This is a genomic window from Melioribacter sp., from assembly GCF_049325435.1.
GTDB lineage: Bacteria > Bacteroidota > Ignavibacteria > Ignavibacteriales > Melioribacteraceae > Melioribacter > Melioribacter roseus.
In genome coordinates, this window is the sequence record NZ_JBMOLD010000001.1 from 333,821 (window position 1) to 356,660 (window position 22,840).

Below are 22,840 nucleotides of genomic sequence, written 5' to 3' on the forward strand. Positions count from 1 at the left end.
CCCCTATTCCTATGTTATCTCCCCCTTCTTTACTATTTTTGTGAAAAATAATTTTACGATTTACTATGAGAACAGAAAAAGATTCTTTGGGACAGGTGGAAATTCCGTCCGACGCGCTTTACGGCATCCATACTTTGAGGAGTTACAATAATTTTCCCAAGAGCGGCGAAAAAGTAAACCTTCATCTTATCAAAGCCTTTTTTCAGGTTAAACTTGCGGCCGCCGAAACCAATTATAAATGCGGACTTCTACTTAAAGAAAAATACGACCCGATTTCAGAGGCAATCGAAGAATTGATACACGAAACCGATTCATGCATCAAAGGCGACATGTCGAGCATTTACGAAAAAGTTATAGTCGATCCTTATCAGGGAGGGGCGGGCACGTCCCTGAATATGAACATCAATGAAGTAATAGCAAATACAGCCCTCGAAATCGCCGGCAGAAATTATGGCGACTACGATTATATTCACCCGATAGACGACGTCAATATGAGCCAATCCACCAACGACACGTTCCCGACCGCTCTTAAAATTGCATCGATTACGCTCTTGAGAGAATTGCAGGAATCGTTCGCTTTACTTCAAAACAGTTTGCAAAAAAAAGAAGAAGAATTCAAAAACATATTAAAACTCGGGCGCACTCAATTTCAGGACGCGGTGCCGATTACGCTCGGGCAGGAATTCGGCGCATACGCTCAGGCAATTGCAAGAGACCGTTGGCGGCTATATAACGCAGAAGAACGTTTGAGATCCGTAAATCTCGGGGGAACCGCTGTTGGCAATTCAGTGTCCACGACGCGTGAATACGTTCTTAACGTCAATTCCATACTTAAAAAAATCACCAAACTCCCCGTCGCAAAAAGCGAGGATTTAATCGACGCTACTCAAAATATGGATGTATTCGTGGAAGTGCACGGAATCGTAAAAGCCGGCGCCGTAAGCATAATTAAAATATGCAACGATTTGAGATTCATGTCCAGCGGTCCAAACGGAGGAATCGGAGAAATCAATTTGCCGCCGAAACAAGCCGGATCGAGCATTATGCCGGGAAAAGTTAATCCCGTAATTCTCGAAAATGCCATTCAAATTTGCGAACTTGTAAAAGGACACGATGTGGTTATCTCCAATATTGCCGGCGGCGGCAACCTGGAACTTAATCCTTTCGGTCCCCTGCTGGCTCATCTTTTCCTTAAATCTCTCGAATTGCTGAGAGAATCGAATCGGAATCTCGTAGAAAATTGCATCGAAGGAATTACGGCAAACGAAGAAAGGTGTAAATTGAATTTAATCAACAGCTCGGCTGTTGCCGCTTCGCTTATTTCCACATTCGGATACGATACCATTCAGGAATTGGTTAAATACGCTTATAACAATAATATTCCTTTTGTAAAAGCATTAATGAAAAGCAAGCTGCTGAGCGAAGACCAGATTTATGAAATTATATCGAAAGACTTGGGATTGAACCTTGAGTAAAACACCGTACTCCGAGAGAATACACATAGCCTTCGTAGGCAGACGCAATGCCGGCAAGTCTTCTTTGATGAACAGATTTGTAGGGCAGGATCTGGTTATTGTGAGCGATATTCCAGGCACAACAACCGACCCTGTTCGAAAAGCCATGGAATTGCTGCCCTTCGGTCCCGTGGTATTAATCGACACGGCAGGCATTGACGATATTGGCGAACTGGGAGAAAAAAGAATTTCGAAGACCGTTAAAATTATTTCCGAGGCTGACTTTGCAGTGCTTGTGCTCGACTCACAGAACAAATTGTCGGACTACGAAAGGAATTTAATCGAACACTTTGATAAATTCGAAATTCCATACGCAGTAGTAATTAACAAATCCGATCTGGGCGTTAATTACGAACTGATTGAGGAGCTCAATAACTTAAAGATAAAATTCCATACCGTATCGTGTCTAAAAGACGAAGGTATTTATGAGCTGAAAGAAAAACTTGCGAGGGAGATACCGGGAAAAGATGAAATACCGCTCGTAGGCGATCTAATAAAACAACACGATATTATTGTTCTTGTAGTCCCGATTGATCTGGGAGCGCCGAAAGGCAGACTTATTATGCCACAGGTACAGACAATACGAGAATCGCTCGACGAGGACGCGATAGTTGTTGTAGCTAAAGACAAAGAATTACGAGCCGCTCTTGCCAGTTTGAGCAGACCTCCCAAGCTGGTTGTTACAGACAGTCAGGCAATTATGCGTGTTGTTGCCGACGTGCCGGACGAAATTCCCCTGACTACATTTTCGATTCTGATGGCAAGATATAAAGGCGACCTGACTGAATATGTTAAAGGTTTACGAAGAATAGAAGAACTTAAAAACGGAGATAAAGTATTAATCGCCGAAGCCTGTACGCACCATGCGCAGGAAGACGATATCGGCAGAGTAAAAATTCCGAGGTGGCTTAGGCTTCATACGAAAAAAAACCTCGAAATTGATATAGTCAGCGGACACGATTTCCCGGATAATCTGGGCGATTATAAACTGATAATCCATTGCGGTGGATGCACTCTTACAAGAAAGATGATGCAAACGCGTATAAAACAAGCAAAATATATGGATGTGCCGATTGTAAATTACGGAGTGGCAATTTCGTATATGCACGGAGCGGTACCGCGGGCTCTTGAGCCATTCCCGGAAGCTATAGCCGAGTGGGAAAAAATCTCGGGTTTATCGTAGATCGAAAAGTAAAAAATCCGAATCGGCGAGCGAACTAATTTTTAATAAGCTTTCGTTTTCAACAGCCAGTCCGTCGCCGCCGCTCATTGTATATTCATTTATTTTCAGACTGCCCGATATCAATTGTACCCAGACTTTCCTTCCGGGCGCAATGTTAAAATCGATATTATTGTTTTCTTTTAGGACTGAGCGATTCAATTTTACATCCTGGTTAATAAGAAGAGAGCCTTCGTCTTCCGAAGGCGAAACCAGCAGTTGTAATCGGTTGATTCTGTCTTCTTCAGGGAAGTTCTTTTCGACGTAACGCGGAGTTATTCCCTTCCGCTTCGGGAAAATCCATATTTGCAGCAACCTTACGGGCTTTTCTTTTGAATGATTGAATTCGCTGTGTGTAATTCCGCTTCCTGCGCTCATTATCTGAACGTCATTAGGCCGAATGACTGAGCCGTTGCCCATACTGTCGCGATGCTCCAGCGCGCCTTCATAAACAATCGTAATTATTTCCATATCGTTGTGAGGATGCGTCGGAAATCCTGCCGAAGGCATTACGAGGTCTTCATTAATGACTCGCAAGTCGCCAAAATTCGTATTGTCCGGGTCAAAGTAACCGCCGAATGAAAACGTATGATAACTCACAAGCCAATCAAGCCTTGTTACTCCTCTTTCATGGGATTTTCTTATTTTTAACATAACTTTCCTTATTTAAAATACTCGATATAGTTTTCGTATCCTTCTTCTTTCAATTTTTCGTAAGGTATAAATCTCAGCGATGCCGAATTAATGCAGTATCTCAATCCTGTCGGTTTTGGCCCGTCGGGGAATACATGCCCCAGATGACTCTTTGCGATACGGCTTTTCAATTCGATTCTGGCCATGCCGAATGAATTATCCACAAATTCGAGAATGTTATGGGGCTCCAGAGGTTTTGTGAAGCTGGGCCAGCCGGTTCCCGAGTCATACTTGTCAGCCGAAATAAAAAGAGGTTCTCCACTAACCACGTCGACATAAATTCCTTTTTCTTTATTGTTCCAATATTCATTCTGGAAAGGGGGCTCGGTACTGCATTGTTGAGTCACTTTATACTGCAGCGGAGAAAGATTCGATTTATTCATCTTCTCGATATATTTTTGATCGTTATTTAACCGCGTAGCCCAGATACGCTCGAGGAATTCATTCCTGCCGGAGTGATTTTTATATCTTTTATAATTCATGGAACTTTTAATAAAGTAGTCCTGATGATAATCTTCAGCCGGATAAAATTTCTTCGCCGGTAAAATTTTGGTTACAATCGGGTCGTCGTAAATTCCCGAGGCTTCGAATTTTTCTTTTGAAAAATGAGCAATATATTTTTGGTCTGTATTAGTATAAAAGATTGCCGATCTGTATTGCGAACCTTTATCCACAAAAGCGCCGTAATCATCCGTCGGGTCAATTTGCAACCAGAAATGATTCAACAGTTCGCTGTACGATACTTTATCAGGGTCAAAGACAATTTTCACTGCTTCGTAATGTCCGGTACGACCGGTTGAAACTTCCTCGTAGGTAGGATTGTCAACATTTCCGCCGGTATAGCCGGAGACCGCTTCGATAACGCCTTCATAATTTTCGAAAGCGGCTTCAATACACCAGAAACATCCTCCGGCAAAAATAGCCGTTTCAGTATTTTTGTTCATTTTAATTTCGTCGCCGTTTGTTGTTATTAGAGTAAATAACAACGATACCAGTCCGAAAATTCCAAACAACTTCAACATAATTTACCTCTTTTATATCAGCGCCCCGGACAAAAGCCGGAGCGCTTGTTCCCAATTATTTAATTACTTTCTATTGTAACGCGCACAATATCCGAAAGGTTCGGATAAACGTATCCGTCATTGACAATTCGTAGGGCGCCGTTTTCTGCCGCGCCCGTGTTGGCTGCGGATTGGCGGGGCGCCTGATTTATTCCGAATCCGGGTTCTTCATTTACTTCCGTTCCGGCGTCCCAGAGCATAAATAGTTCCGTTATATCTCCGCTTATCGGATCGGAACTTTCGAACAATTTAATGCCGGCGTCAGAAGGAGCAATAAAAAGGTCGTTAGATTGGACTAACATACTTGCAAACGAAATGTAATCTTTTTCGGTTGCGTCGAATTCAAATTCGTAAACACCGCCGGGGGCAATAGGAGCAGGCGCAGAGCTTCCAACCGGCATATTAAATACTCCCACTAAAGAAATTCCATCTTTACCGTTCAGATTTGCCGCCAGCATAGACGGATCGCCGTCTTCCGCAAGCGCTTCCAATCCCTCTCCTCTGTCCGGTTGTCCGGCTCTAAATACAGGCGACGAAGCAGTATGAACCACAAAAACTCCCGGGGCAAACAAATGCGTAATGCCTGTTTCTTCTTTGAGATTTTCATAAAGTACGGCGGGGTTTCCGTCCTCAGCCAAAGCCTCCAATCCTTCCCCGAAATCGGGCTTGTTTTCTTCGAACAACGGATTATTTGCCGTATGAACTACCCACACGCCCGGCGCAATCAATGCCGCCAACACATTTCCGTCCGAAGTATGAATTGAATGTTCCGAAGATACATTCTCAATTTTCACCTTAAATCTGTTGACGGAAGTCGGCTCGACCGTTACTTTCAGTACTTCATTAACGGAAGGTAAATTTGAAAATTCGTCTTCCGCCAATCGCACATTGGCGTGTGGATCGGCAGATCCGGTATTAGCTCCCGACTGATGAGGCGCCTGATCGGTTCCGAGTCCCGGCTCCTGATTAATCTCCGTTCCGGCGTCCCATAATTTAATCCGGCTTGTTATATCGCCCGAAACAGGCATGCCGTTATTATCATACAAACTTATGCCGTTTCCGTCCGGCGCGTAGAACAAATCATTCGAATGTACAAACATGGCGGCAAACGACAATTTGCTTCCCGGGAAAGCTTTAACCGTAAATTCATAAGCGCCGCCCGGAGCCAAAGGCGCAGGCGAAGAAGCATTGACCGGCGTATTAAAAACACCGCTGTCGGCGAATTTATACTCTTTAGCGATATTTTCGATTCTCACTTTAAACATTTTTCTTTCCAATGTTTCGGTGGAATTGCTGTCGCAAGCCGCGGCAAGCAAAGCCGTTAATGCGATTAATATTAATAATGATAGTTTCTTGGTCATTTTTTATTACTCCTTATTATTAATGATGTCGGGAGTAAATTACAGTACGAAGTTCACGAAACTATCACGAAAGAATAAAGAATGAGTAATATCAGTTATTCGACAGAGGCAGGTCGAAATAAAAAGTAGAGCCGCTATTCAATTTGCTCTTCGCTTTCAGCGTCGATTTGTGTAGATTAATAATCTGGAAAGCGATAGCAAGCCCCAGACCGGCGCCGACTTTTCCTTTTCGATTATTATGATTTTTGTAAAAACGGTCGAATATAAAAGGCAGTTCTTCTTCCGGAATACCGCTTCCCGTATCGCATACTTCAATTCTCAGCATTTCGTTTTCATTCAATAAATTAATCGTAACGCTTCCGTTAGGTTGGGTATGTTCCAAAGCATTTTCAAGCAGATTGGAAACTGCGCGTTCCATTAGCGCTATATCCGCAAGCGCCATCGTTTTGTCGGTTATAATATTAAACTTCAATTCGATGCCTTTCTTCGCGGCTCTATCCTTAAATTTGAGAGTTATGTCGTTAATCAATTCCGCCATCGAAAATCGTTCGGGTTTCGGTTCCACCTGCCGCGCTTCGAGCTTCGAAAGTTCGAATAAATCGTAAACCATTTTATTAAGCAGCTCAGTATTCTTATTTATTATCCGCAAATATTTGTTTCTTTCTTCATCGGAGAGAGAGCCTTTGCTTTCCTTAATAAAAATGGTCTCCAGATAGCCTTGAATTGAAGCAAGGGGCGTTCTTAAATCGTGCGATATATTTGCAATTAATTCTCTTCGCAGAGAATCTTTATTTTTCAGCTCTTCTGTATATTCAACAATTGTATCGGCCAGATTATTGAACGAAGCGGCAAGTTCTCCGATTTCGTCGTCATGTTTTTCATTTATTCAGTTTTTTGAAATTTCCGTTCGAAAATTGTTTAACAGTATCTGCAATGCCGTGAATTCTTTTTGTCATAAAAAAGAAAAGGATTAAACCAGCGATACCGGTTCCGGCCAGCGAAAACAAAAGCGCTTGCACAATTGTGCTCAACAGATAATCATTCTTTAGCATTTCTTCAGCCGAGTCGTATTCTTCTCCTCCGAGAATTATATAAAGAAATCCTTTTCTTTCTTTCCCAAGCCGTATGGAAGCTGCGGAAAACGGTTTTTTGACGTCGGGATTACGCGGATCGAACCCCAGAAGAGGAAGAGTAAAGTCTCCTCTAATAAATTCTTTTACAGGATCAATATCGATATTATCGGAAACTATTTTTTTTCCTGGTTCGGCAAAAAAAGCCAGAATTTTGCCTTGCTCGTCGGCAATATAAATTTCGATTTTCGGATTGATAACCATCATATAATGAATGCGATGCCCTATTTCATTAAAATCGGGTTCTTCTTCAAATAAAGTTTTTAACTCGTTGGCAAACTCCCGCGCGAGGTTCAAATTTAGCTTTTGATCGATCTCGTAACGCAAGTCGGTTGCGGATTTTAATAAGATATGTTTGCGTTATTCCCAGCGCAAGCAGTAATATTAAAAATACCGCTGATAACTTAACATAAAAATATCTTAGCAGTTTAATCATTTTCCAGTTCCTCAGGCTCGTCAAACCGGTAGCCCACTCCCCACACCGTTTTTATATATTGCGGATTAGACGGATCTTTCTCGATTTAATTCCTCAAACGATTTATATGGGAATTGACCGTGTGTTCGTATCCCGAGAATTGATAACCTCAAATCAAATTTAGCAATTCCATTCTGCTGAAGCTTCTTCCCGGTTTGCCTGCAAACAAAACGAGCAGTTCGTATTCTTTGACTGTTAGATCTACTTTGGCGCCTTCGATTGTAACCCTTCTGTTTTCAAGGTCGATTAATAATTTTCCGTATTGCAATATCTTCTTATCCTGAGCATCCTGTATACCGTGTTTATCGATTTCAATCCTACGAAAGAGCGCTTTAATTCTGGCGATTAATTCGGCAATGCTGAACGGCTTGGTCAGATAGTCGTCCGCGCCTGTATTGAAACCGATCACTTTGTCGATCTCTTCGGATTTTGCGGTCAGCATCAGCACCGGCGCTTCTTTGTTATATTTTCTCAATTCTTTGCAAATTTCAATACCGTCTTTGCCCGGAAGCATTAAATCAAGGATTATTAAAGAGTAGAGCCCATTCAACGCTTTCTTTAATCCGTTATTCCCGTTTGTTTCATGTTCAAGTTCATAACCGAGGTCTTTCAGATGGATATCGATCAATTCCGCAATGTTAGGGTCGTCTTCAATAAGCAATACTTTTAAATTTTCCATTTGGAATTTGTTTTTAAATGCAATTTAGTCTGCCCGATAAATAAATTCATCACAAAAGTATTACATTTTATACTAATATTTGAGATTGTAGGAGAGTCCCAGTCCGCCGAATAAATCGGACGCATAATTATTAAGTCCGAATCCCGCATACATATCGAGCTGGAAATTATCTCCGATCAGGTAAGTAAATCCCGTGTCGATTGAGGGCTGCCATTGGCGTTTTTCCGGCATCATCGTAAAAAATTCCACAAACCAGCCCGTCCTTTCGGCAATGGTAAATCCCATACTTAAAGAAAACAAATACAGCAATTCCCTTTGTGAGTTCGGTTCAATTGAAATCGCGCCGACATTCGAGCTCACCGATAAATAATCGGCGACCGGATGCGAAGCTGCAAGCTTCAATCCGTATTCCGGATTTTCGATCGAGATTTCTTCGCTCCCGGTAGGCAGTTTACTTACCAATAAAATTGCCAACGGGAATTCAGGATTTATTGACAACTGGTATTTGGCTTCGAGTATCAAGTCGTTCATCAAAGTTTTCGATTCTTCTTCGGAATACGTCCAGCCCGTAAAACCCAGTCTGACCTCGAAAGATTTATGTAAAGACACCCTTGTCAAAAGAGCTGGAAATGTAAAATTATTCATATCGTTATTATTATCGAAGGATACGCCCCCTTCGAATTGAACCGTGCCAGAAGGTATTGTAACGGCGCTTTCGGTAAAATCCGGTCGATCCGTAACAATCGTTTGCCCATTTATTGTTGTAAAAAATAATATTCCTAAAGACAGCGTTGTGTATAATAGAAACTTCATAATTGCTCCTGTTATTAATAAAGAGATTAGACTTTACTACCGCATTTATTACAAAAGATTGAATCGGAAGGAATCAGGCTGTTACATTTGTCGCATTTTTTTAATAAACTTCCCGCTCGGGATATTTCAACCGTAAATATTCCGGTAGGAACTGCAATGATTGCATATCCAATGATCATCGATAGAGAAGCTATAAATTTTCCGGCAAATGTTTTCGGCACTATATCGCCGTAGCCTACTGTAGTTACGGTAACGACAGCCCAATAAATACTTTGCGGAATGCTGTCGAATCCGTTTTCTCCTCCTTCTACTACATACATAATCGTCCCCATAGTAATCACAATGGAAATAACCGCTATAAAGAAAACGCTTATTTTGTGGAAACTCGATTTTAAAGCGGCAAAAAGTATTTCCGATTCTTTTATGTAGCGCACTAGCTTCAGTACTCTGAAAACTCTCAATAATCTGAATATTCTTACAACCAGCAAATAGTGATAGCCCGGGAACAGTAAATCGATATAAGTGGGAGCTATCGAAAGGAAATCGATAAATCCCCAAAAACTTTTTATGTATTTCCAAGGTTTCGGAGCTACGTAAATTCGCAATAAGTACTCAATGGTAAATAATATTGTTACCGACCATTCCGCATAGTAAAAAAGTTTTTTGTGGTAAAGGCTCAGTTCGGGTATGCTTTCAAGGAATACGATGAGAACGCTAATTATAATTATCCACAGCAGGAATATATCGAATAATTTCCCCGCCCTTGTGTTCGATTCAAAAATTGCTTCGTATAACTTTTTTCTCATTCCGATATCAGTTTATCCTCAATATATTAAATAAATTCCTTTTTTACGACTTATTCAAACTGATATTAAATTGAGGAGCCGCGGTGAGCTCGAAAGTAGCCGAAGCGAGCTGTACTTTACCATTGGTATTCGTGATATCGTTATAAATCTTTGTAAATAATTTATCTTTCGTAATTCTGCGCGCCTGATAATCGACTACATAACGGAGCGAGAATTCGAGCCAGTTATCGTTGGCAACCATAAAAATCATCGGATGGACGTTTGCGTTTTCAATCCTGTACTTGTCGAGCATACGATCCCAGTGCTGTTGAGCCTGCGGCACATGAGGACCGATTATTTCATTTGCGGCTTGATTGATAATATTCCGCGTAAGCTCCACGTCGCTGCCGTATCTGATCGGCAGTTTTATTTCGTCCCATAAAAACGGGAAATCTGCCGAATAATTAATCACAGAATCTTTAAATACGAAACTGTTTGCGACCCTGACAATTCTGCCTGTATACTGGTCGCCGTCTACCCATTGACGGCATTCCATCAAAGTCGTTCTTAAAATTCCGATATCAATTACATCGCCGACATTGCCGCCGAGCTGGACTCTGTCGCCCACTCTGTAGAAATTTGACAATGAGACGGCTAACCAGCCCGCAATGCTTGCAATTACTTCCTGTAGAGCAAACGCTATGCCTGCGCCGGCAACTCCAAGCGCAACCGTGAGTCCTCCGAGTTTATCGCTGAATACAATCGAAAGGACGAATATAACAATCAGATAGCTCGCTATGGTTACTATTTTTCGTAATCTGTAACGCAGATCGATATCTTTTGTTACTCTTGTAATGCGCGAACGAATAAACCTCGATATCGAAATAATAAAAAGAGTAAGAACAAACGCCGTTACTAACTTTCCGATAACCGGGTCGTAAAGGATTTTTTCGAATTCCATAAATTACTCCTTATTTTCCTTGTTGCCGCCGAAATTTACGCCGAATATTCTAAAAGGCGGCGCCTGATAAGTCTTCGGCAAATAATCCTGAGGTATGGTAATTTGATTTCCGTCTCTTAAAGCGCTGTAGTGCGGCGACAATATTTCGACCCCCGCCTCGTTGAATTTGTCTTGTATCATTGAATGAAGCTCGGAATAAATTTTCTGCATCATCTGAGGTTTGTCGGTATATGCGTTTAGTTCGTACGAGACGTAAAAATCGTCCAGACTTGTCTGTAGAACAAACGGACGCGGATCTTTTTTGATATGCTCGGTTTCGTTGGCAGCGGCAATCAGCAATTCATGCACTTTCTTCCACGGAACATCGTAACCGATTGTTACAGTCGTATGGAGTATCAGACCTTTATCTTCGGAAGACGAACTAAAATTAATAATATGACTACCGAGCACCATTGAGTTCGGAATTGTTATATCAACGTTTTTTGTCGTTCTGATTCTCGTCACCAAAAGGGTTTTTTCCACTACGTCTCCTATTGTATCTGCAATTTTTACCCTGTCGCCCAGTTTAAAAGGACGCATGTATGTCAGCACGACGCCCGCCACCATATTGGAAATTGCCGACGACGATCCCAACGAAAATAAAATACCGAGGAAGACTGAAATCCCCTGAAAGAACGGCGAATCCGATCCGGGCAAATAAGGGAAAATGATAATCACCGCCAATACCAGAATCAAAAAGCGGACTATTTTATATGTGGGAACAGCCCAATCCTTATGAAAACCCGGAATTTCGAGCGTGCCCCTGTCGATTTCATTGAATATAAATTTGACAGCCTTAATCAAATAATTGAATACAAAAACGAGCACTACAATAAAAAAGAGATTGGGCAGGAAATTTATAAATGAAGTCCATACTGTATTAAGGGGATTCAGTATGTAACCGAGCAGAGTTTCAGCCCAATGACTGCTGAACGTAAACAAGCTGAATATTATAGTCAAATATGTATAGAATGAGAACAGTAACAGAGCAAATTTTAAGATTTTGTTGCCGAGCAATAATATTTCGATAATTCGGTCTTCATTCAACACTTCGATATTCTTGATTTTAAGCGACTTGATTTTTGTGCCTTTCCATTCGCCGATTTTCGTCGCCGAAACCTTGGAGAGCGAATTTATACCCTTCCAAATTGCATAAAAGAGCACAGTATAAAAAATCAGCAAAGCCAGACTCTTTATTATCGGTTGCAAGTCCCAGCTTCTTGTTACGGGCCATAACTGCAGCGTATAAATTATAAACAAATAAATAACCAAGAGCGATAATACGAAACGTATTCCCTTTGCAGTAAAATCAAGCGCTTTAACCATACTTTCTTTCTTAACGATATCGCGCCCTTTGAATCTTATCGTAGGCAATATCTTCGGAGCGATAATCCCTAAAAATCTATTTATTCTAGGGAATATTTTATTTGCGCCCCAGAAGAAAAGCGCCATCAGAATCAAATAAACGAGATTATAAATAATATTATAAATAAGTATTTTGGTTTTATTGACCGACTTAATTTTGTTAATACCGTTTATAATCAAAGAATAGCGCTTCGCGGCAAGAAGCGAATCCGAAATCCCTGCAAAATCCGCGTCTTCGGGCGTGACGGACATTATGATATTTTCGCCCGCCGCAATATTCCAATAAGCTTTACCTTTAATCAACTTAATCGAATCCGGAGAAAAAGATTCGTCCTGTAAAAGATTATTTAATTCGGCGGATATTTCTCTTGCGCGTTTTTCGGCATTAAAAGCGCCGATCCCCTTGCCGATGTAAAAAAGAGTATCCGATTCCAGGGTTACGGGGTATTTCCGAACACCGGTCGAGTCCGTAACGGCAATATTGTCTCCGTATAATGAAAATAATAATAAAACCAAAAAACCGATAATATTTCTGTATATCATATTTTTGCCATATTTTTTTATTTACCGCATGATATATGTAAAAAAAGTCAATTACAGTCAATAAAAATTTTAAATGGAATAATTTCGGCATAATTAATACGGAACAACTTTGATGCATGTTATACAAATCAGGGGCGGAAGTAATTTCCGTACAGAAATCAATGTCCCCACAATTCCCTGTCGAGCGCTCTGTATTGAATAGCTTCGCTGATGTGTTGGGGTAAAATATTTTCGGATAATTCGATATCGGCAATTGTGCGGCTTACTTTGATAATTCTGTCGTAAGCCCTCGCCGAGAATCCGAGACGGGTCATCGCCATTTTGAGCAGTTCATTGCATTGATTGTCGAGACGGCAAAATTTCCTGAGTTCGCGGCTGCCCATATCCGCATTGCAATAGATATTCTTCAAGCCTTCGAATCTTTTCAATTGCACATGTCGGGCGGCTACAACGCGCTTTCTGATTTCCTCCGATTTTTCCCCCTGCAATTCCGAGGATAATTCTTTGTATTTTACTGCCGGCACTTCGATATGGATATCGATCCTGTCGAGCAGGGGGCCTGAAATTCGAGCCATATATTTTTGAATTTGCGCCTGAGTGCACGTGCATTCTTTCGAAGGGTCTGTATAGTATCCGCACGGGCACGGATTCATTGCCGCGGCAAGCATAAAGTTTGCCGGAAATTCGACCGACATTTTCGAACGGCTTATCGTAACTTTCGAATCTTCGAGCGGCTGGCGCATTACTTCGAGGACGTTCTTCTTAAATTCCGGCAATTCATCCAGGAACAAAACTCCGTGATGCGCATAAGAAACCTCGCCGGGACGGGGAATGCTGCCGCCGCCGATTAAAGCCGCATCGGAAACCGTGTGGTGGGGGCTCCTGAAAGGGCGTTCAGTTATTAATGCTTTATCTCTCGGAAGTATTCCCGCCACAGAATGAATTTTCGTAGTTTCCAATGCTTCTTCGAATGTAAGCGGAGGAAGTATTGTTGGAAGTCTTTTGGCAAGCATTGTTTTGCCCGAGCCGGGCGGTCCGATCATAATTATATTATGTCCGCCGGCGGCTGCAATTTCGAGAGCTCTTTTTGCATTCTCCTGCCCTTTTACGTCGGAAAAATCGAGATGATATTTATTTATCTGTGAAAATACTTCCTCTTTATCGGTGTGAGTCGGTTCAAATTGATTGCTCCCGTTCAAAAAATCGATTACTTCTTTCAGATTTTTCAATCCGTAAACTTTTATGCCGTCTACAATCGAAGCTTCTTTGACGGAATCTTCCGGCAGTACCAGGCTTTTAAGTTTGAGACGACGCGCTTCAACAGCCACGGGCAAGCCGCCTTTAATTTTACGTAGAGAACCGTCGAGCGATAATTCTCCCAGAATCATTGTCTCATCCAATAAATTCAGATTAACCAGTTCGTTTGCTGCGAGTATTCCGATCGCTATCGGCAGGTCGAAAGCGCTTCCCTCCTTTTTTATGTCGGCGGGCGCAAGATTGACCGTAATTTTTTTGAACGAGTAATCGATACCGGTATTTTTCAGAGCAGCGCTTACGCGCTCTCTGCTTTCTTTAACTGCGTTGTCGGGCAGCCCTACAATTGTAATCGACGGAAGCTGTCTCTCGCTGTGAGTTTCCACTTCCACTCTATAAGCGTCAATACCGAACGTAGAAGCGGAGATTACCCTCGAAAACATCGTAATCTCCCGCTTTTGGGTTTTTATAAACTTATAAAATTTTATCTGTAATTCAAAATCGTGAAGTCGTAATTGAAAAACAAAAAAGCGCATCCCGGAATAGAACGCGCTTTCGCTTGTTCGTTATTTTGAGATTTATTTGAATTTCCTTAAAAATTCTATTCGATCTCGAAGCTGGTCGACGGGAATTAACAATTTATCTTTTCCGAAGATTGCGTCGTCGCGGTTTGTAAAGACTAGTTCATATTCTTTGCTCATTACGATTGCTTCTTCGGGGCAGACTTCTTCGCAAAAGCCGCAAAAGATGCAACGAAGCATATTAATTTCGAATTTTTCGGGATATCTTTCTTTTTCCAGTTCGGTTTCCGAAGCCTGCACTTCGATTGCCAGAGCGGGACAAACCCTCGAACAGAGCCCGCAAGCCACGCATCTTTCGACGCCGTTATCTTCGAGTACGAGCACAGGCCTGCCTCTGTACGAAGCGGGCGGTTCGAATTTTACCTCCGGGTACTCCATCGTAAACTTTGGACGGAGCATATTCTTTAAAGTGAGAATCATACCTTTGATAATTTCCACTACGTAGATTCTCTCCCAAAAATTCAGGTCTTTTTTTCTTTTCTTCTGTGCCATTGCTTACCTTAAAACTATAATTTGAAAATCATTATTAGCAGAGCAACCCAAACTATATTGAGCAACGCCAGCGGAAACATCACTTTCCATCCGAGATTCATCAACTGATCGTAACGGAAACGAGGTATACTCCATCTTACCCATATAAACACAAAAAGCATAAAAGCGGTCTTCAATAAAAACGCCGCAATCTGAAGAACAGTCGTCAGTCCTTCGCTTAACCCCAATTTATCGATATATGGAATTTGCCATCCGCCCAGGTAAAGAGTAACAATCAGCAGACTCGCAATAATCATATTGGCATATTCGGCCAGGAAGAAACCTGCAAACTTGAACGAGCTGTATTCGGTATGATATCCGCCTACTAATTCGGGTTCGGCTTCGGGCAAATCGAAAGGAAGTCTGTTGGTTTCAGCAAACGCCGATACAACGAAAGTAATAAAACCGATCGGCTGAACTATTGCATTCCACATCCAACCGTATTGAGCATCTACTATGTCGATCGGTCTCAGCGAACCTGCCATCAATAAAACGCCTCCAATCGAAAATCCCATCGAAACTTCGTATGAAATCATCTGAGCCGAGGAACGTATTCCGCCAAGCAACGAATACTTGCTGCCCGAAGACCAACCTGCAAGAGTAATTCCGTATACGCCGAGCGAGGTTAGAGCAAGGACATACAGAATTCCGATATTGACGTCCGCCACGACCAACTTAATCTGATAGCCGAACAAATTGACTTCGGGACCAATCGGAACAACGGCGTAGGTTGCAAATGCAACAAACAACGAAATAAACGGCGCCATTGTATGAAGCGTTTTATCTGCGGCGTTCGGCACAATGTCTTCTTTGAATAGCAATTTAAAAACATCCGCAAACGGCTGAAGTAATCCTTTGTAGCCGACGCGGTTTGGACCGAGCCGGTTCTGCGCCCAGGCGCTAATCTTTCTTTCGAAATAGACCATATAAGCAACCGACAATAATAACGCCGTCAGCGCAATTGCAATCTTAATTACAGAAACAATTATTATTTCCCAAATTGTCATTACTAAAAGCTCCGATTATTTTCTTTTTCTGTCGACTTGCAATTTATCTCTGCGATCAAACGATTAAATATTTTATGCCAGTTCGTATTTTATTTGTACTCCCATATCGCCGATATTATCGTAATCGATTCCCTTGAATGCTTCAACCGTATTGGAGATTTCGTTAAACACTTCTTCCGCCATGTTATATTTCGTTTTTTCGTTAACTAGATAAGTTAAACGGGATAAAATTTTCCACGAAGGCAGTGCATCGTACTTATGACCTTGTTTCCATCTGTCGAATTTGGTTCCGAATTTATCCCAACGACTCATATTCATGCCGTCGAGCGCTCTGTCGAGTTCAACTGTTTCCACGGCGGGTCTAATTCTTTGCACTCTGCCTTTGAAGTTTACAAAAGCGCCGTGTTTTTCGGCGTAGGTGGCGGCAGGGAATAAATAGTGCGCCAATTCGGAAGTTTCGTTTTTATTTGTAGCGTGAACAATCAACAATTTCAATTTTGCAAGAGCGTCTTTCAATGCGCCGTCCATTCCCGCCGGGTCGTCCTCGACAATATAAGCGGCTTTCACATTTCCGTTCGTAAGCAGCGTCAGCAATTCGTCCGCACCGTTTAATTTTTTCAATCCTAGCAACTCGGCGCCGGTAGAATTAGGGGTTTTATCTTCGCGTATTAAAATATCGTCCTGATCGCCCGGTTTGATATGAGCCAGATAATACGGAGCAGAATTAAAATGCGATGCCAGCTTTTTCAACACAAAATTATCTTCAAGAGTTGCAAAGGGCGACCCGACAAACAAAATTTCATCCGTTTTGTATTTTTTCAATTCCGCAGCCGCGCCGCTATAGGCCGTTTCCCAATCGGTTTTGGTTAATGCTCCTTCCCGACGCACAAAAACTCCGTCTATTCGAGTGTCCGAATTTACATGTTTAAACGTATTCAATCTGCCGTTGTCGCACATCCAGTAATTGTTAACTTCGGGATTGAAACGGGGAGTAAGTCTGAGTATTTGATTGTTCCTTACCCAGATATCGATATTGCAGCCGCGCGCGCAGCCGATACAAACCGAATCGGTATGGGACATTTCCCAGACGCGCGATTTGAATCTGAAATCCTGATTGGTTAAAGCGCCAACGGGACAGATATCCACCACATTCAAAGAATACGGATTGTCGAACGATTCGCCCGGGAAAGTAGTGATTGTAACGCGGTCGCCTCTTTTTACAAAAGTAAGTTGATTTGCTTTTGCTATTTCGTCGGAAAAACGGATACAGCGCGAGCACGATATACAACGTTCGCCGTCGAATTTGACGTAGGGACCTAATTGAACGCGTTTGTCTTTTCTGTTTTTGATTTCTTCGAAACGGCTCTCGCCTTTGCCGTGAGCGTAAGCATATTCCTGAAGTTTACATTCGCCTGCTTCGTCGCAGATCGGGCAATCGAGCGGGTGATTTATCAAAATAAATTCCATCACCGCGTTTCTGGCTTCCAGGGCTTTTTCCGACCTGGTATGAACGACCATTCCTTCAGATGCAATCGTTGCACACGCGATTACGAGCTTCGGCATTTTTTCCACTTCAACCAAACAAACGCGGCAGTTGCCCGAGACCGACAATTCGGGATGCCAGCAAAAATGCGGTATTTCGATCCCCGCATCTCGAGCCGCTTGAATGATTGTTTGTCCCGGTTTGAATTCTATCTGTTTTCCGTCGATAGTAATTTGTGGCATAATCTTTCCTTTATTTTATGCTACACGCTGCATTAATAAATTCTTTGAACTCAATATTACTCGAATCAGTTTATTATTGCCGAAAATTTCGTTGGCTGTCTCTTTTATGTCGTCTTCATTAATTTTATTAATTTCTCTTACCGTTTCAGCCGGAGATTTTATTTGACCGAAGTAAATAATCGACTGCCCCATCCTTGTCATTCTGTTGGTCGTATTTTCGAGACTCATCATTAAATTACCGATCATATATTTTTTGGCTCTTTCCAACTCTTTGGAGCTTATCTTTCTGTTTTTGATTTTATTGATTTCTTCATAAATCAGTTTCTGAGCTTTGTGTATCGATTTTTCGTTAGTCGAAAGATAGATACCAAATGTAGATACATCGTAGAAAGAATTCAAGAACGTATTTATTTGATAAGCGATGCCGTTTTCTTCCCTTAATCGCTGAAACAGACGAGAACTGCTGCCGTCCCCCAATACGTACGACAATAAGCGCGCTGCATGACGCTTCTTGCTGTTAAATCCATATGTTGTGGTTCCTGCAATATAGTGCACCTGCTGGGAATCTTTTTCAATAAACAGATCGCCTGCAGGGTTAAGTTCTAAATTTCTCTCTGGCAGGCTGTAACTTCCGAAAGAATTATTAATATACTTTTCCGCCAGTTTAATCAAAGCGGAATGGCTCAAGTTGCCCGAAGCGACGATATACATTCTGTTGAACGTATAATTTTTACGGACATAATCCGTCAAATTTTTTCTGGTGAAATTTTTGATATTCTTTTCCGTGCCGATTATCGGGAGTCCGAGCGTTGTACCGTTGAATATAGCGCTCTCAAAGCGGTCAAAAATCAATTCTTCCGGCGAATCCTCGATATCATAAAGTTCGTCGATAACCACGCGGGCTTCTTTCCGAATTTCTTTGGACGAGAAGACCGAATTCTGGAGCATATCGGAGAGGACTTCGAAAGTCGGTTCCAGATTTCCTTTCAACCCCCTGCCATAATAACAGGTCTGTTCCTTAGAAGTAAAAGCGTTCAGATAACCGCCGAGCGATTCGATATCCTCGGCAATTTTTCTGGCGTTTCTCTTCCGGGTGCCTTTGAAGAACATATGTTCGAGGAAATGGCTGATACCGTTGTTGGTTTCGTTCTCGTCCCGGGAGCCTACATTGAACCAGAAACCGAGGGAAAAGGAGTCGACATGGTCTATTTTTTCGGAGACCACGGTAATGCCGTTGTCGAGTCGGGATATCTTTATATTTTTCAAATAATTATGAGTTGCCAAAGAAGATTTAACCGCAATTTATCCTAAAAATAATAAACAAATATAGACAATGCCCCGCTCGTTTTCAAAACAGAAATGAAATTTCTCTATAGTTCGAAATTAAAGCCGTTCTTCTTCAGTTTTTCGTATGTGCGCTTATCGAAACGGTAAAGATAAGCCGGTCTTCTTGTGCTGTTTTTATCTTTTTCTTTCAATTTTTTGACTAGATTCATTTTCATTAATTTCTTGCGGAAGTTCCGTTTGTCCAGCTTTTTGCCGAGTATCACTTCGTAGAGGGTTTGAAGTTGAGGCAGAGTAAACTTTTCCGGCAGCAATTCGAAACCGATAGGACGGTAACGAATTCGCGCTCTCAATTTCTCCATTGCTTCCCGAATTATATCCAGGTGGTCGAAGGGCAATTCAGGCAACTCGTCGAGTTTGAACCATTTGGCTTCCGAAGTATCCGCGCCGGTCGACAGCACGTATTGTTCCGGTTTAACCAGAGCGTAATGTCCCAGCGTAAAAACCCTTCTGAGGGGATATCTGTCGACTTTATCGAATATTTTGAATTCTTCCAGGTAAATATTGTCGAGTCCTGTAGTTTCTTTCAATATTCTCTGCGCCGCAGCTTCAATCAGCTCGTCTTTTTTAATAAATCCCCCGGGCAGCGCCCATCTTTCTTTGGCGGGTTTAATGGCGCGCTTTACAAGCAGAACTTCCATCTCGGAATTTTCGAACCCGAATATCACACAATCGATTGAAATGTTTTTAATTACGTCTTTTAAGATATGAGACATTGCTTTTTTCCTAAGAATGATCAAATCGGCATTTAAATCTAAAGAAAAGTTGACAGATTAAAAACGGATTCCGCGTCAAAAATTTCAAAGTAACCGTTTAACAAATTTTTGGTGATTTTTAAAAAATAATAGTGTATTTTTTACACATAATTATTAATATCTTCGGGGAGTAATAACATGGTTTCAATCGGATTCGATATCGGCAGCTCTTCCATTAAATGCTCTCTTTTCGACGTTGAAACAGGCAGAACAATCGACAGCGATTTTCATCCCAAAGAAGAGATGAAAATAGATTCCCCTAAAGCCGGGTGGGCGGAACAGAACCCTGAAACCTGGTGGGAGTATGCAAAGCTGCTGACAAGAAATTTAATATCTAAAAACAACATAAAACCTGAGGCGGTTAAGTCGATCGGCATTTCGTATCAGATGCACGGTCTGGTCCTGGTCGACGAAAACAGAAACGTATTACGCCCTTCGATAATATGGTGCGACAGCCGCGCTGTCGAAATAGGCAACAGAGCGTTTAAGGAAATCGGCGAGGAATATTGCTTGAATAATTTATTGAATTCGCCCGGAAATTTTACCGCTTCCAAATTAAAATGGGTAAAAGACAACGAGCCGGATATTTATGCAAAGATATTCAAAGCGATGCTGCCCGGCGATTTTATAGCCATGAAATTGACCGGCGAAATCAACACTACCGTTTCCGGACTTTCGGAAGGCATTTTCTGGGATTTCAAAGAAAACCAAATTTCGGAAAAAATATTCGATTATTACGGCATCGACAAGAAATTACTGCCCGATATTGTTCCGACATTTTCGGTACAGGGAAAAATTCTGCCGGAAGTTGCAGAAGAACTCGGACTGAATAAAGAAACCGTAGTTTCCTACCGCGCCGGCGATCAGCCCAACAACGCATTTTCGCTCAATGTTCTGAATCCCGGAGAAATTGCAGCTACAGCGGGCACTTCGGGCGTTGTATATGCGGTTATCGACCGGCTGAATTACGATAATTTATCGCGTGTCAATCAATTTGCTCACGTAAATCATTCGCACGAAAATCCCCGCATCGGAGTATTGCTTTGTATTAACGGAACAGGCATAATGAACTCGTATTTGCGTAAAAATATGGGCGAAGGTTTATCGTATGATAAGATGAATCAGATGAGCTCGGAAATCGAAATCGGAAGCGAAGGACTCGTAGTGCTGCCTTTCGGAAACGGAGCCGAAAGAGTTTTCGAGAACAAAAATATCGGAGCTCAATTCTTAAACATCGACTTAAATCGTCACGGCAAAGCGCACTTTTTCCGCGCGGCGCAGGAAGGAATTGCATTCACGTTTAAATACGGCATCGACATAATTCGTCAGATGGGACTCGACATCAACGTTATCCGCGCCGGCAAAGCCAATATGTTCCTCAGCCCTATTTTCAAATCGACATTTACAAACATTATCGACGCAGCAGTCGAATTATACGACACGGACGGCTCGGTAGGAGCGGCGCGCGGAGCGGCGTTAGGCGCGGGTCTTTTCAATTCGCCAGAAGAAGCGTTTCGTAATCTTACTAAACTTGAAGTAATCGAACCGGACAATTCCCAAAAAGAGATTACGAACGAAGCGTACAATAATTGGCTGGCAAACCTGAAAAAATTTATTTAACATAAAACCGGAGGAAAAAATGGATTATTTGATCGGCAACAAAGAATATTTTACAGGTATCGGGAAAATTAAATACGAAGGACCCGATTCCAAAAATCCGCTTGCATTCAAGTGGTACGACGAAAATAAAGTCGTATTCGGAAAAACGATGAAAGAATATTTTCGTTTTTCTGCGGCTTACTGGCATACTTTCTGTTCGGAATTGTCAGATCCATTCGGCAGAGGCACGCGTCATTTGCCGTGGAACGACGCTTCCGACCCGATCGAGAGAGCCAAAGGCAAAATGGACGCCGCTTTCGAATTCACGACCAAATTGGGTCTCCCCTTCTATTGTTTCCACGATTTCGACGTGGTTGAAGAAGGCGATTCGATTGCCGAATCCGACAAGCGTTTGCAAACATTGGTCGAATACGCGAAAGAAAAGCAAAAAGCATCGAACGTTAAACTTCTCTGGGGCACTGCAAATCTGTTTTCGCATCCGCGTTATATGAACGGAGCCGCAACCAATCCGGATTTCAATGTAGTCGCTTACGCAGCCACACAGGTCAAACGCGCGCTAGACGCTACTATTGAACTCGGCGGCGAGAATTACGTTTTCTGGGGCGGCCGCGAAGGTTATCTGACGCTGCTCAATACCAATATGAAACGCGAAAAAGAACATATGGCTAAATTTCTCGAGCTCGCCAGAGACTATGCACGCAAACAAGGTTTCAAAGGCGCTTTCCTGATCGAACCGAAGCCGATGGAACCATCGAAACATCAATACGATTACGACGTAGAAACGGTTATCGGTTTTCTTAGACACTACGGACTCGACAAAGATTTCAAATTGAACATAGAAGTCAACCACGCTACGCTTGCGGGACACACATTCCAGCACGAAATTCAATGCGCCGTCGATGCCGGACTCTTCGGCAGCATCGATGCAAACCGCGGCGATTACCAGAACGGATGGGACACCGATCAATTCCCGATTAACATTTACGAATTGGTCGAAGCGATGCTTGTAATTGCAGAAGCGGGCGGATTCGGAACCGGCGGGGTTAATTTCGACGCAAAAGTACGAAGAAATTCGACCGACATCGAAGATTTGTTCATTGCGCATATTGCCGGCATGGACGCTTTTGCCCGCGCTTTACTGGTCGCGGAAAAAATTCTTAACGAATCGGATTACAAGAAAATCAGACAGGAACGTTACGCTTCTTTCGATTCTGGCGACGGAGCGCGTTTTGAAAAAGGCGAGCTCACTCTCGAAGATTTAAGAGAGATTGCAATCAAAAACGGCGAACCGAAATTAATAAGCGGAAAGCAGGAATATCTCGAACAGTTGATCAACATGTATATTTAAGCGCCGCTAATAAAAAAGCTGCCTCGAAAGAGGCAGC

20 protein-coding genes are annotated in these 22,840 nt (G+C 42.3%); 4 read left to right on the top strand and 16 right to left on the bottom strand.

Annotation, left to right across the window (positions count from 1 at the left end; translation table 11 throughout):
• The first annotated feature begins 65 nt into the window (after positions 1–65).
• Together ACOYVE_RS01375 and hydF are read left to right on the top strand one after the other, a co-directional pair.
• Positions 66–1,475: an aspartate ammonia-lyase gene (locus ACOYVE_RS01375; protein WP_422880583.1), complete on the top strand. Its 1,410-nt coding sequence runs from the start codon at positions 66–68 to the stop codon at positions 1,473–1,475.
• Positions 1,468–2,697, top strand: a complete 1,230-nt coding sequence (hydF, locus tag ACOYVE_RS01380) for a [FeFe] hydrogenase H-cluster maturation GTPase HydF (RefSeq protein ID WP_041356055.1) — start codon at positions 1,468–1,470, stop codon at positions 2,695–2,697. The genes ACOYVE_RS01375 and hydF overlap by 8 nt, the downstream gene beginning before the upstream one ends.
• Here hydF and ACOYVE_RS01385 read toward each other — a convergent pair.
• The 16 genes from ACOYVE_RS01385 to ACOYVE_RS01460 all read right to left on the bottom strand — a co-directional run bounded on the left by ACOYVE_RS01385 (position 2,689) and on the right by ACOYVE_RS01460 (position 19,796).
• Complete coding sequence (locus tag ACOYVE_RS01385; protein WP_422880584.1) at positions 2,689–3,387, bottom strand: pirin family protein; 699 nt, start codon at positions 3,385–3,387, stop codon at positions 2,689–2,691. The genes hydF and ACOYVE_RS01385 overlap by 9 nt on opposite strands.
• Before the next feature lie 8 nt (positions 3,388–3,395).
• Positions 3,396–4,448 carry a peptide-methionine (R)-S-oxide reductase MsrB gene (gene msrB / locus ACOYVE_RS01390; RefSeq protein ID WP_422880585.1) on the bottom strand — a complete coding sequence of 351 codons (1,053 nt, stop codon included), beginning with the start codon at positions 4,446–4,448 and terminating at the stop codon, positions 3,396–3,398.
• 59 nt (positions 4,449–4,507) lie between these two features.
• Entirely contained in the window at positions 4,508–5,848 is a 1,341-nt protein-coding gene (locus ACOYVE_RS01395) for a spondin domain-containing protein (RefSeq protein WP_422880586.1), read from the bottom strand.
• 91 nt (positions 5,849–5,939) lie between these two features.
• Positions 5,940–6,734, bottom strand: a complete 795-nt coding sequence (locus tag ACOYVE_RS01400; protein ID WP_422880617.1) for a sensor histidine kinase — start codon at positions 6,732–6,734, stop codon at positions 5,940–5,942.
• Complete coding sequence (locus ACOYVE_RS01405) at positions 6,727–7,305, bottom strand: hypothetical protein (protein WP_422880587.1); 579 nt, start codon at positions 7,303–7,305, stop codon at positions 6,727–6,729. Before ACOYVE_RS01405 ends, ACOYVE_RS01400 begins: the two co-directional genes overlap by 8 nt.
• 257 nt (positions 7,306–7,562) lie before the next feature.
• Positions 7,563–8,132: a response regulator transcription factor gene (locus ACOYVE_RS01410; RefSeq protein WP_422880588.1), complete on the bottom strand. Its 570-nt coding sequence runs from the start codon at positions 8,130–8,132 to the stop codon at positions 7,563–7,565.
• Between the two features lie 72 nt (positions 8,133–8,204).
• Positions 8,205–8,945: a transporter gene (locus tag ACOYVE_RS01415; protein WP_422880589.1), complete on the bottom strand. Its 741-nt coding sequence runs from the start codon at positions 8,943–8,945 to the stop codon at positions 8,205–8,207.
• 26 nt (positions 8,946–8,971) lie between these two features.
• Positions 8,972–9,751, bottom strand: a complete 780-nt coding sequence (locus tag ACOYVE_RS01420) for an ion transporter (protein WP_422880590.1) — start codon at positions 9,749–9,751, stop codon at positions 8,972–8,974.
• Positions 9,752–9,794: 43 nt separating this feature from the next.
• Positions 9,795–10,691, bottom strand: a complete 897-nt coding sequence (locus tag ACOYVE_RS01425; RefSeq protein ID WP_422880591.1) for a mechanosensitive ion channel family protein — start codon at positions 10,689–10,691, stop codon at positions 9,795–9,797.
• 3 nt (positions 10,692–10,694) lie between these two features.
• On the bottom strand, positions 10,695–12,638 hold the full coding sequence (locus ACOYVE_RS01430; protein ID WP_014856700.1) for a mechanosensitive ion channel family protein: 1,944 nt from the start codon (positions 12,636–12,638) through the stop codon (positions 10,695–10,697).
• 158 nt (positions 12,639–12,796) lie between these two features.
• On the bottom strand, positions 12,797–14,335 hold the full coding sequence (locus ACOYVE_RS01435; RefSeq protein WP_014856699.1) for a YifB family Mg chelatase-like AAA ATPase: 1,539 nt from the start codon (positions 14,333–14,335) through the stop codon (positions 12,797–12,799).
• A 135-nt stretch (positions 14,336–14,470) separates the two neighbouring features.
• Entirely contained in the window at positions 14,471–14,965 is a 495-nt protein-coding gene (gene nuoI / locus ACOYVE_RS01440) for an NADH-quinone oxidoreductase subunit NuoI (RefSeq protein WP_014856698.1), read from the bottom strand.
• A gap of 14 nt (positions 14,966–14,979) precedes the next feature.
• The gene (gene nuoH / locus ACOYVE_RS01445; RefSeq protein WP_014856697.1) at positions 14,980–16,011 is read right to left on the bottom strand and encodes an NADH-quinone oxidoreductase subunit NuoH; all 1,032 of its coding nucleotides are present in this window, start codon (positions 16,009–16,011) and stop codon (positions 14,980–14,982) included.
• Positions 16,012–16,083: 72 nt separating this feature from the next.
• Positions 16,084–17,736 (bottom strand): 2Fe-2S iron-sulfur cluster-binding protein, encoded by a 1,653-nt coding sequence (locus ACOYVE_RS01450; protein WP_422880592.1) that lies wholly within the window; start codon positions 17,734–17,736, stop codon positions 16,084–16,086.
• 15 nt (positions 17,737–17,751) lie between these two features.
• A complete protein-coding gene (locus ACOYVE_RS01455; RefSeq protein WP_422880594.1) occupies positions 17,752–19,020 on the bottom strand; it encodes a M16 family metallopeptidase in 1,269 nt (422 codons plus the stop codon).
• Between the two features lie 86 nt (positions 19,021–19,106).
• Positions 19,107–19,796 (bottom strand): NUDIX hydrolase, encoded by a 690-nt coding sequence (locus ACOYVE_RS01460; protein WP_014856694.1) that lies wholly within the window; start codon positions 19,794–19,796, stop codon positions 19,107–19,109.
• 177 nt (positions 19,797–19,973) lie between these two features.
• On the opposite strand from ACOYVE_RS01460, the gene ACOYVE_RS01465 reads away from it, so the two are divergent.
• Both ACOYVE_RS01465 and xylA read left to right on the top strand, forming a co-directional pair.
• Positions 19,974–21,455: a xylulokinase gene (locus ACOYVE_RS01465; protein WP_422880595.1), complete on the top strand. Its 1,482-nt coding sequence runs from the start codon at positions 19,974–19,976 to the stop codon at positions 21,453–21,455.
• 19 nt (positions 21,456–21,474) lie between these two features.
• On the top strand, positions 21,475–22,803 hold the full coding sequence (gene xylA, locus ACOYVE_RS01470; protein ID WP_014856692.1) for a xylose isomerase: 1,329 nt from the start codon (positions 21,475–21,477) through the stop codon (positions 22,801–22,803).
• Positions 22,804–22,840: the final 37 nt, after the last annotated feature.